This is a genomic window from Streptomyces sp. NPDC058683, from assembly GCF_042716195.1.
In the GTDB taxonomy this organism is placed as follows: domain Bacteria; phylum Actinomycetota; class Actinomycetes; order Streptomycetales; family Streptomycetaceae; genus Streptomyces.
The window spans coordinates 49,489-59,672 of record NZ_JBHXSK010000065.1; the positions used below are offsets into that span (position 1 = coordinate 49,489).

General features: G+C 70.8%; 10 protein-coding genes. 7 read left to right on the plus strand and 3 right to left on the minus strand.

Annotated features, from left to right (window positions below):
* The first annotated feature begins 294 nt into the window (after window positions 1-294).
* The gene (locus ACFWXC_RS45965; protein WP_384488992.1) at window positions 295-1,083 is read left to right on the plus strand and encodes a protein phosphatase 2C domain-containing protein; all 789 of its coding nucleotides are present in this window, start codon (window positions 295-297) and stop codon (window positions 1,081-1,083) included.
* A 33-nt stretch (window positions 1,084-1,116) separates the two neighbouring features.
* Here ACFWXC_RS45965 and ACFWXC_RS45970 read toward each other — a convergent pair whose 3' ends face one another.
* Complete coding sequence (locus tag ACFWXC_RS45970) at window positions 1,117-1,608, minus strand: MarR family winged helix-turn-helix transcriptional regulator (RefSeq protein ID WP_384488994.1); 492 nt, start codon at window positions 1,606-1,608, stop codon at window positions 1,117-1,119.
* A 275-nt stretch (window positions 1,609-1,883) separates the two neighbouring features.
* On the opposite strand from ACFWXC_RS45970, the gene ACFWXC_RS45975 reads away from it, so the two are divergent.
* The gene (locus ACFWXC_RS45975; RefSeq protein WP_384488996.1) at window positions 1,884-2,690 is read left to right on the plus strand and encodes a lysozyme; all 807 of its coding nucleotides are present in this window, start codon (window positions 1,884-1,886) and stop codon (window positions 2,688-2,690) included.
* Window positions 2,691-2,855: 165 nt separating this feature from the next.
* Here the strand turns inward: ACFWXC_RS45975 and lon are convergent, their stop codons facing one another.
* Window positions 2,856-5,270 (minus strand): endopeptidase La, encoded by a 2,415-nt coding sequence (gene lon, locus ACFWXC_RS45980; RefSeq protein ID WP_384488998.1) that lies wholly within the window; start codon window positions 5,268-5,270, stop codon window positions 2,856-2,858.
* Between the two features lie 170 nt (window positions 5,271-5,440).
* On the opposite strand from lon, the gene ACFWXC_RS45985 reads away from it, so the two are divergent.
* Window positions 5,441-5,737: a hypothetical protein gene (locus ACFWXC_RS45985; RefSeq protein WP_384489000.1), complete on the plus strand. Its 297-nt coding sequence runs from the start codon at window positions 5,441-5,443 to the stop codon at window positions 5,735-5,737.
* A 9-nt stretch (window positions 5,738-5,746) separates the two neighbouring features.
* Here ACFWXC_RS45985 and ACFWXC_RS45990 read toward each other — a convergent pair whose 3' ends face one another.
* Window positions 5,747-6,568 carry a rhomboid-like protein gene (locus ACFWXC_RS45990; RefSeq protein WP_384489002.1) on the minus strand — a complete coding sequence of 274 codons (822 nt, stop codon included), beginning with the start codon at window positions 6,566-6,568 and terminating at the stop codon, window positions 5,747-5,749.
* Window positions 6,569-6,825: 257 nt separating this feature from the next.
* Between ACFWXC_RS45990 and ACFWXC_RS45995 the strand changes: the two genes are divergently transcribed.
* The 4 genes from ACFWXC_RS45995 to ACFWXC_RS46010 form a co-directional block, all read left to right on the plus strand.
* On the plus strand, window positions 6,826-7,533 hold the full coding sequence (locus ACFWXC_RS45995) for a spermidine synthase (RefSeq protein ID WP_384489004.1): 708 nt from the start codon (window positions 6,826-6,828) through the stop codon (window positions 7,531-7,533).
* A 110-nt stretch (window positions 7,534-7,643) separates the two neighbouring features.
* Window positions 7,644-8,384, plus strand: a complete 741-nt coding sequence (locus tag ACFWXC_RS46000; RefSeq protein WP_362722323.1) for a response regulator transcription factor — start codon at window positions 7,644-7,646, stop codon at window positions 8,382-8,384.
* Window positions 8,381-9,472 carry a HAMP domain-containing sensor histidine kinase gene (locus ACFWXC_RS46005; protein WP_351747302.1) on the plus strand — a complete coding sequence of 364 codons (1,092 nt, stop codon included), beginning with the start codon at window positions 8,381-8,383 and terminating at the stop codon, window positions 9,470-9,472. Before ACFWXC_RS46000 ends, ACFWXC_RS46005 begins: the two co-directional genes overlap by 4 nt.
* Before the next feature lie 350 nt (window positions 9,473-9,822).
* On the plus strand, window positions 9,823-10,184 hold a 362-nt coding region (locus ACFWXC_RS46010; RefSeq protein ID WP_384489007.1), incomplete at its 3' end, for a hypothetical protein.

The following is a 10,184-nucleotide window of genomic DNA, read 5'->3' on the forward strand; positions in this document are numbered from 1 at the left end:
GGTCCCCGACCCTCCCAGCGCCGGTGGGCGGCGGTCTCGCATCGCCTGACCCGCCACCCGAAGGAGTGAACATCGGAGGGGAGTTGGCGGGCAAGTTCCGGAGCACCGTGCGGGGGCCTTTTCCGGCTGGCCGGTTGGACGCGGACGACAGGCTTTGACAGGATTCGCCACCACGCCTTCCCGGAGTGCGCCATTCCACCCCAAAACAGGCGGCTGACCTGCGAGACCGCGTGAATTCCCGGACCGTTGCCAGCCTTTGGCGAAGATCGTGAAGGGGTCGTGCAGACTGGCCGAATGCGTACTGAAGTCGTTTCGGAACCCGGCGCCCCCGACCGCCCCAACGAGGACTTCGCCGGTGTCGGCCTTCCCGCCTCGGGGCAGGGGGGTTGCGTGATCGTCCTGGACGGGGTCACCCCGCCGAAGGACGGAACCGGGTGTCTGCATTCCGTCCCCTGGTTCACCGCGCGGCTCGGCGGCGCGCTGACCGAACTGACCGTTTCGGCAGCAGATCTGACGCTGCGGGAGATCCTCGAACGGGCGATCCGTCGCACAGCCGACGCACATAGCGACACCTGTGACCTTTCTCACCCGCGCACACCGCAGGCGACGGTCGTTCTGACCCGCTGGTCCGAGGACACCGTGGAGTACCTGGTCCTGTCCGACTCCGCGCTGCTCCTGCGCTCCCCCGACGGCACCGTCACCCCGGTCCTGGACGACCGGCTCGACCGTGTCCCCCGTTCCTCCCTGGCCACGGACGCGATCGCCGACGCCACGGTCCGCAACAGGGAGGGCGGTTTCTTCACGGCCGCCGCCGACCCCTCGGTCGCGGCCCGCGCGGTGACCGGGAGCGTGCCCCGGCACCGGGTCGGCGCGCTCACGGCCCTCACCGACGGGGCGACCCGCTGGACCGAGAAGTTCCACGAGGGCGACTGGGCGGCCCTCTTCGACGTCGTACGCAAAGAGGGCGCGCGGGCGCTGGTGGAACGGGTACGGGAGCTGGAGGCGGCCGACCGGGAGAAGCGGGCGTTCCTGCGGCGGAGCAAGACGCACGACGACGCGACGGTGGTGCACGTCGAGTTCTGACACCCCCGGTGAGTTCTCAGGCCCCCCGGGCGGCTACTTCTCCATGACGCCGTTCAGCTGGTGCAGGAGCCGGGCCAGTTCGGCGACCTCCCGGCGGGGCCAGTGGGCGAGCTGGCTGAAGTAACGGCCGCGGCGGGCCTCGCGGACCGTGCCGACCCGGCGCCGGCCCTCGTCGGTGAGGGCGACCAGCCAGGCCCGTCCGTCGGCCGGGTCGGGCTCGCGGGCGATCAGCCCGAGCTCCTCCAGGGCCCGCAGCTGGCGGGACATGGTGGCCTTGCCGACGCCGATGTACCCGGCCAGTTCGGTGGCGCGCTGGCCGCCGCACTCGTCGAGCCGGACCAGCAGACCGTACGCGGCGGACTCCAGGTCGGGGTGGACCTCGCGGGCCATCTCCCCCTGGTTGGCCCGGGCACGCCGCAGCAGCACCGTCAACTCGCGTTCCAGGGTCAGGAATTCCTGGTCTGCACCACTTGGCGTCAACCCGGTGGCGGCGGGCTGTTCGTCGCCTTTTTCGTCCTCGTGCACGTCAGTACCCCTGATCGGTTTCGCAGTCCTGAAAGTTTCCGTCAAACCCCGTCATCGCCGCAGCTCGCCAAGTATTTCGCAGGCGTAGACCAACGGCAGCGTCCGGACCCCCTTCCCCGGCTTCCGCTGCGTGCGTAGCGTCTCCACCAGGCAATTGATGGCATGCCCACGCCAGCGGTGGGCGTCGCGCCGTGTGACCTCGCGTCGTGTCGCGCCTCTCGCGCCGACCGTCTCTGGCATATCTGGGACACCACCTCACCCCACGGAGGCACGTCATGCCCGTGCACAGACCCGCCCCCACTCTCGTCACCGGACTGCTCGCGCTGCTGCTCGCGACGGTCTCCCTGACCCCGGCCCACGCCGACACGGGCATTCCCGCCCGCGGTTCGGCGTACATGGGCATGGGCGTCCTGGCCCACGACGGCCAGAGCGGTACGCCCAAGAGCGGCGACGCCACCCAGACCGAGGGTGTCGACGTCGCCGGGTACCAGGGCAACGTCGCCTGGTCGACCCTGCTGAGCAGCGGGGTCAAATGGGCGTACACCAAGGCGACCGAAGGCACGTACTACACGAACCCCTACTTCACCCAGCAGTACAACGGCTCCTACGACGTGGGCATGATCCGCGGCGCGTACCACTTCGCGACCCCGGACACCACGAGCGGCGCCACCCAGGCCAACTACTTCGTCGACCACGGCGGCGGCTGGTCGCGGGACGGCCAGACGCTGCCCGGCGTCCTCGACATCGAGTGGAACCCGTACGGCGCCGCGTGCTACGGCAAGTCGGCGAGCGGGATGGTCAGCTGGATCGCCGACTTCCTGAACACCTACAAGGCGCGGACCGGCCGGGACGCCGTGATCTACACGGCGACCAGCTGGTGGACCGACTGCACCGGCAACTACAGCGGCTTCGCCGCCGGCAACCCGCTGTGGATCGCCCGGTACGCCTCGGACGTGGGGACGCTGCCGGCCGGCTGGTCGTACTACACGGCGTGGCAGTACACGTCGTCCGGTCCGACCGTCGGAGACCACGACAAGTTCAACGGAGCCCTTGACCGGGTGATCGCACTCGCCAACGGATAGCGCACACCGGCCCGGCCGGGGGTCCGGGGGTCGTCCCCCGGGAAGACACGGCAACGGAGCCCTTGACCGGGTTGTCGCACCCGCCAACGGCTGACACCGCACAGGGCGAAGGCCCGGGTCTCCTCGCGGGGACCCGGGCCTTCTTCCTGCATCCGGCAGCGTCCGTCACGCCGCTACCGGAACCTCCGGCGTCGCGCCGTTCGTGGCGGGCGCGAGCGCCAGCTCCAGGACCTGGCGGACGTCGGTGACGGCGTGGACGTCGAGCTTGTCCAGCACCTCCGCCGGGACGTCGTCCAGGTCGGCCTCGTTGCGCTTGGGGATGATGACGGTGCTCACCCCGGCGCGCTGAGCGGCGAGCAGCTTCTGCTTCACACCGCCGATGGGCAGCACCCGGCCGGTCAGCGAGACCTCACCGGTCATCGCCACGTCCGTGCGGACCAGCCGGCCCGACAGGAGGGACGCGAGGGCCGTCGTCATGGTGACGCCGGCGCTCGGGCCGTCCTTCGGGACCGCGCCCGCCGGGAAGTGGATGTGCACGCCCCGCTCCTTCAGGTCGCCGACCGGGAGTTCCAGCTCGGCGCCGTGGGAGCGGAGGAAGGACAGGGCGATCTGCGCGCTCTCCTTCATCACGTCACCCAGCTGACCGGTGAGGGTCAGCCCCGCCGCGCCCGTCTCCGGGTCGGCCAGCGACGCCTCCACGAAGAGGACGTCGCCGCCCGCTCCGGTGACCGCGAGCCCCGTCGCCACACCCGGGACCGCCGTACGGCGCTCGGCCGGGTCCTGGGCGGACTCGGGCACGTGGTGCGGCCGGCCGATCAGGGCGCGCAGGTCCTCGTCCCTGACCGTGAACGGCAGCTCCCGCTGTCCCAGTTCGTGCTGGGCCGCGACCTTGCGCAGCAGCCGGGCGATCGACCGCTCCAGGGTGCGGACGCCCGCCTCCCGGGTGTACTCGCCGGCGAGCTTGCGCAGCGCGCTCTCCTCCAGGACGACCTCGTCCTTGTCGATGCCCGCCCGCTCCAGCTGGCGCGGGAGCAGGTGGTCACGGGCGATGACGACCTTCTCGTCCTCGGTGTAGCCGTCCAGACGGACCAGCTCCATGCGGTCGAGCAGGGCCTCCGGGATGGCCTCCATGACGTTGGCGGTGGCCAGGAAGACGACGTCGGACAGGTCGAGTTCGACTTCCAGGTAGTGGTCGCGGAAGGTGTGGTTCTGCGCCGGGTCGAGGACTTCGAGCAGGGCGGCCGCCGGGTCGCCCCGGAAGTCGGACCCCACCTTGTCGATCTCGTCGAGCAGGACGACCGGGTTCATCGAACCGGCCTCCTTGATGGCCCGGACGATCCGGCCGGGCAGCGCACCCACGTACGTACGCCGGTGACCGCGGATCTCGGCCTCGTCGCGGACGCCGCCGAGGGCGACCCGGACGAACTTCCGCCCCATGGCATGGGCGACGGACTCACCGAGCGAGGTCTTGCCGACACCGGGCGGACCGACCAGCGCCAGCACGGCACCGCCACGGCGCCCGCCGATGACCCCGAGCCCCCGGTCGCTGCGGCGCTTGCGCACCGCCAGGTACTCGGTGATCCGCTCCTTCACGTCCTCCAGGCCGGCGTGCTCGGCGTCCAGGACCGCCTTGGCGCCCTGGATGTCGTACTCGTCCTCGGTGCGCTCGTTCCACGGCAGTTCCAGCACCGTGTCCAGCCAGGTGCGGATCCACGAGCCCTCGGGCGACTGGTCGCTGGACCGCTCCAGCTTGTCGACCTCCTTGAGGGCGGCCTCGCGGACCTTCTCGGGCAGGTCGGCGGCCTCCACGCGGGTGCGGTAGTCGTCGGACTCCTCACCGTCCTTCTCGCCGTTCAGCTCGCGCAGTTCCTTGCGGACGGCTTCGAGCTGGCGGCGGAGCAGGAACTCGCGCTGCTGCTTGTCGACGCCCTCCTGGACGTCCTTGGCGATGGTCTCGGCCACGTCCTGCTCGGCGAGGTGGTCGCGCAGCTGCTGGGTGGCGAGCTTCAGCCGGGCGACCGGGTCGGCGGTCTCCAGGAGCTCGATCTTCTGGTCGGTGGTCAGGAACGGCGAGTAACCGGAGTTGTCGGCGAGCGCGGAGACGTCGTCGATGGCCTGCACCCGGTCCACGACCTGCCAGGCGGCGCGCTTGCGCAGCCAGGCGGTGGCGAGGGCCTTGTACTCCTTGACCAGTTCGGTGACATGACCGGGCACGGGTTCCGGGACGTTCTCCTCGATGCGGGTGCCCTCCACCCACAGGGCGGCACCCGGGCCGGTGGTGCCGGCGCCGATGCGGACGCGGTAACGGCCGCGGATCAGCGCGCCGGGGTCACCGTCGGCCAGCCGGCCGACCTGCTCCACGGTGCCGAGCACACCGGTACTCGGGTAGGTGCCGTCGATACGCGGGACCAGCAGCACCCTGGGCTTGCCGGACTCGGTACGGGCGGCGGCCTGGGCGGCCTCCACGGCGGCACGTACATCGGGGTCCTTGAGGTCCAGCGGGACCACCATCCCGGGCAGCACGACCTCGCCGTCGAGCGGCAGCACAGGGAGGGTGAGTGATGCGGACGTCGAAGCCATGATCTCCCCTTCGGCATTGAACTTGAGTTATGCCGACTCAATGCACGTGAGCCTCGGAATGTTCCCCGGGCCGCGTTCGCTCTGAGCGATCGGGTGGTGACCTGGCGGTATGGGGCCTACGAAGGGGAAACAGCGGGCCGGCACGGGCGCATTCCCCCTACGGTCGGCCGGTGACCGACACAGACCTCGCGGCGACCCTGCTCGCCGCCTACGACGCCCGGATGCGCGCCGTCCAGCCCGTCCCCGCGCCCGGGATCACCTACGAGCACGACGGTCCCGTCCTCCGGGTCATGGGCCGGCACCGCGGCTTCGTGACCCGACTCGCCGTGAACCGGACTGGTGGGGGCCCGGTGACCTCGCGAACGGTCCTCAAGGCCGGGGAACGGCACCAGCCGGTCACCTCGGCACGGCCGGGTCTTGCCATCCCGGGTGGGCGTGCCCGCCGTCCTGGTCGGCGCCGGGCCTGAGCCCCTGCGTCACAGAGCGGTCGTGGGCGTACCGGTCGTGCCCGCCGCCCGGGCCTGCTCCCGGTACCAGCGTCGTACCACCGGCCAGAGTGCCGTCCCGATGCCCAGCGAGATCAGGTGGCCCCAGTTGGTCATCGGGTCCTCGAAGGCGACGAGGTCCGTGAGGAGGCTGTAGCCGACCAGGGCGAGCAGGGGCCAGCGCAGCCAGGGGGTGAGAAGGCCGGAGAGCGCGCCGACGCTGGCGGCCACGCCGAAGCTGATGCCGTAGTCGAGGCGGTGCAGGGAGCTGTCGGGGAGGTGGCCGACCAGGACCGCGAGGCCGACCGGGACCTCGGTGGCGAGGGTGGCCAGCACATGGCCCGCCAGGAAGACGAGGATCGCGCGAGCGCCCCCTATCCGCCGTTCCAGCGCGGTCAGGACGAGCACGAAGGCGAGGGCGTACGGGGAGAGGACACCGCCGGCGACCCACAGCGCGCTGGCCAGCAGGACGAAGACCGGTGTGCGCAGGAGGTGGGCGACGTCGGTGCTGGAGTCCTGGTAGACGGTGTGCAGGAGGCCGGGGCCGGCGTAGCCGGCGAAGAGCGACGTCAGGGCCAGGATCGCCGTGTAGGTGAAGGTGACGGGAGCGCCGCCGGGGGTGGGCAGCAGCCGCCAGGGACGCACCCGGAGGGCGGGGCGGAGGACCTTCGGAGCGCGAACCGTGCCCGAGCCGCGCTGCCGGGGCACACCGTCCAGCAGAACGGCGACCTCCACGCCGGGGAGCGGCCCCGGCGAAGTCGCCGGAAGGGGCTCTGCTGTGGGCGTCGACGCAGCCCCAACGGTCCGTTCCACGGTGAGGCGCTCCTTCCGTTTCACCTCACCAGCCTTCGCCGTCCCTCGAGTCGCTGTCTATGACCGAGGCCACGCGGGGAGCGATTCACAGGATTTTCCGAAGAACTACGAGGGGTCGGGAGGAACCATATGAGCCGCCTGAAGCCACCGGCGGCCGCGAAGCGCCGGGCGGCCCCTCGAACGAGTGACACCCGTGCGACCGTCCGACACCGGTAATTCGCGTGGCCGCAAAGCCCTGTTGGGGCAGGATGGCCTGCATGGCCAACATCGCGGACATGACCGGCGTGACTTCCCTGGCCAACAGCCCTCCCACGGTCCTGGACCGGCGCGAGGGGCCGTACGGCGAGGTGGTCCTGCGCCGGCACGGCGGGCTGCTGCAGATCATCGCCAACGGCTGCTTCCTGATGGACACCTCCGACGGGCGCTCGGAGCGGCTGCTCGTGGACGCCGCCCGGGACGCCCTGGACGGACGGGCGGAGCCGGCGGTGCTGATCGGCGGCCTCGGCGTCGGCTTCTCGCTCGCGCACGCCGCGCGGGATCCCCGCTGGGGGCGGATCACGGTCGTGGAGCGGGAGCCGGCGGTCGTCGACTGGCACCGGGACGGCCCGTTGTCCTTCCTGTCCGCGCGCGCGTTCGCCGACCCGCGCACGGCGATCGTCGAAGACGATCTCGTCGCCTACGTCAATGAGACTTCCGACACATTCGACGCGGTGTGCCTGGACATCGACAACGGGCCCGGCTGGACCGTCGACGAGGACAACGAGGGCCTCTACTCACCGGCCGGACTCGCAAGCTGCGCAAGGGTGTTGAGGCCGGGCGGGGTACTCGCCGTATGGTCCGCGCAGCCCTCTTCCGAATTCGAGGAATCCTTGTGGAATGCCGGGTTCAAACAGGTGCGTACCGAAGAGATCCCGGTTGCCCGGGGCGTTCCGGACGTCGTTCACCTTGCCGTCCGCCCTGGATAGCGAGTGCGCCGTCTGTCCCCGTAATGTGCATCCCTGACGCGGATCATTCAAGCGTCAATCGCAGTCATGGGATCACCCCACTGGTTCCGGAAAGCACACAGGGGCGGGCGATGGAGCAGACACACACCTCCCACAACGGCACGGCGACGGCTACTCCGGGCGCCCAGCGCCGGGTTCTGGTTGTCGAGGACGACGCCACGATCGTCGACGCCATCGCGGCCCGCCTGCGCGCCGAGGGATTTCTCGTGCAAACGGCCGGCGACGGACCGGCGGCCGTCGACACCGCCGAGGCCTGGCAGCCCGATCTGCTGATCCTCGACATCATGCTGCCCGGCTTCGACGGTCTGGAGGTCTGCCGCCGCGTGCAGGCCCAGCGGCCGGTGCCGGTGCTGATGCTCACCGCGCGCGACGACGAGACCGACATGCTGGTCGGCCTCGGGGTCGGCGCCGACGACTACATGACCAAGCCGTTCTCCATGCGGGAGCTGGCGGCCCGGGTGCACGTACTGCTGCGCCGGGTGGAGCGGGCGGCCGTCGCGGCCTCCACGCCCCGGTCCGGCATCCTGCGCCTCGGCGAGCTGGAGATCGACCACGCACAGCGCCGGGTGCGGGTGCGCAGCGAGGACGTGCACCTCACGCCGACCGAGTTCGACCTGCTGGTGTGCCTGGCCAACACCCCGCGCGCGGTGCTCTCCCGTGAGCAGCTGCTCGCCGAGGTGTGGGACTGGGCGGACGCCTCGGGCACCCGGACCGTCGACAGCCACATCAAGGCGCTGCGCCGGAAGATCGGCGCCGAGCGGATCCGCACCGTGCACGGTGTGGGCTACGCGCTGGAGACACCGACGCCATGAGCGCGGGGCCGGCCGGACCGAGAGGCCCCGGGGAGGAGCCCTGGGGCGCCGTACGCCCGTTCTCGATCAAGACCAAGCTCGGCGCGCTGGTCGTCGTCTCGGTCCTGATCACCACGGGTCTGTCGATGATCGCGGTGCACACCAAGACGGAGCTGCGCTTCATCACGGTCTTCTCGATGATCGCCACACTGCTGATAACGCAGTTCGTGGCCCATTCGCTCACCGCGCCACTGGACGACATGAACGCCGTGGCCCGGTCCATCTCGCAGGGCGACTACACCCGCCGGGTGCGCGAGAACCGCCGGGACGAGCTGGGCGACCTGGCCGAGACGATCAACGTCATGGCCGACGAGCTGGAGGCCCAGGACCGCCAGCGCAAGGAGCTGGTGGCGAACGTCTCGCACGAGCTGCGCACGCCCATCGCGGGCCTGCGGGCCGTCCTGGAGAACGTCGTCGACGGCATCGCCGAGCCGGACACCGAGACCATGCGCACGGCCCTGAAGCAGACCGAGCGGCTCGGACGGCTCGTGGAGACCCTGCTTGACCTCTCCCGCCTCGACAACGGCGTCGTACCGCTGCGGCAGCGCCGCTTCGAGGTGTGGCCGTACCTCTCGGGCGTGCTCAAGGAGGCCAACATGGTCGCCGGGGCGCGCGGCCTCGCCTCGAACTCCGGCAGCCACACCCGTACGGACGTCCATCTGCACCTGGACGTCTCGCCGCCGGAGCTGACCGCGCACGCCGACCCGGAGCGCATCCACCAGGTCGTGGCGAACCTCATCGACAACGCGGTCAAGCACAGCCCGCCGCACGGCCGGGTGACCCTGAAGGCGCGGCGCGGCCTGCAGCCGGAGTCGCTGGAGCTGGAGGTCCTGGACGAGGGCCCCGGCATTCCGCGCTCGGAGTGGCACCGCGTCTTCGAGCGCTTCAACCGGGGTGCCGTACGACGGCCGCACGGGCCCGGCAGCGACGGCGGCACGGGGCTGGGGCTGGCGATCGCCCGGTGGGCGGTTGATCTGCACGGCGGCCGGATCGGCGTGGCCGAATCCGACCGGGGCTGCAGGATTATCGTCACCCTCCCGGGGCTTTGATCCGTGCCAAGTTGACGTAAAGTTCGATCCGGAGCCTCAAGATCCACCTGTGGTCCCACCGTCGGCACCGCCTGACGGGCAGCCCGGACACGTGTGATCAGGTGCGGCCTCCGCGCACGTCGCGACGGGGGCCGGAGTGAGGTGATCACCGGCGTGGCGAAGCCATGCCCGATTCAGTCCTCTCACAGCGGAACCACGCTTGTTTCCCGCCATTTCAAGCCCCGAAACACGGTTTCCGGTGTGACTTACACGACGATGAACCGGCCCGACCTGACCTTCACGGTCTTGGAGGCGTAGCCTTTATTCCCGCTGTCCATCACCTTGTGAAGCGGAAGAGGGCGGTTGCCGCCGTGTCGCCACAGTCCCCCAGTAACTCGAGCATCTCGACCGACGCAGACCAAGCGGGCAAGAATCCCGCAGCCGCGTTCGGACCGAACGAGTGGCTCGTCGACGAGATCTATCAGCAGTACCTCCAGGACCCGAATTCGGTAGACCGAGCCTGGTGGGACTTCTTCGCCGACTACAAGCCGGGAGCGCCCGCCGCCTCGGCTCCGGCGGGTACCGCGGCCGCGGGGGCCGCGGGCACCACGACGCCCGCGCAACCGCAGGCTCAGCAGGCCGCGGCTCCGGCCGCGCCGGCGCCCACCACGCCCGCGCCCGCCGCTCAGGCGCCCGCCCCGGCTGCTCCGGCCGCCCCGGCCACGCCCAAGGC

What these genes read in the sequence shown, in the direction of transcription:
- ACFWXC_RS45965 (WP_384488992.1), top strand. Translation starts at nt 295, where the DNA reads ATGCGTACTGAAGTCGTTTCGGAACCCGGCGCCCCCGACCGCCCCAAC.
- ACFWXC_RS45975 (WP_384488996.1), top strand. Translation starts at nt 1,884, where the DNA reads ATGCCCGTGCACAGACCCGCCCCCACTCTCGTCACCGGACTGCTCGCG.
- lon (WP_384488998.1), bottom strand. Translation starts at nt 5,270, where the DNA reads ATGGCTTCGACGTCCGCATCACTCACCCTCCCTGTGCTGCCGCTCGAC.
- ACFWXC_RS45995 (WP_384489004.1), top strand. Translation starts at nt 6,826, where the DNA reads ATGGCCAACATCGCGGACATGACCGGCGTGACTTCCCTGGCCAACAGC.
- ACFWXC_RS46000 (WP_362722323.1), top strand. Translation starts at nt 7,644, where the DNA reads ATGGAGCAGACACACACCTCCCACAACGGCACGGCGACGGCTACTCCG.
- ACFWXC_RS46005 (WP_351747302.1), top strand. Translation starts at nt 8,381, where the DNA reads ATGAGCGCGGGGCCGGCCGGACCGAGAGGCCCCGGGGAGGAGCCCTGG.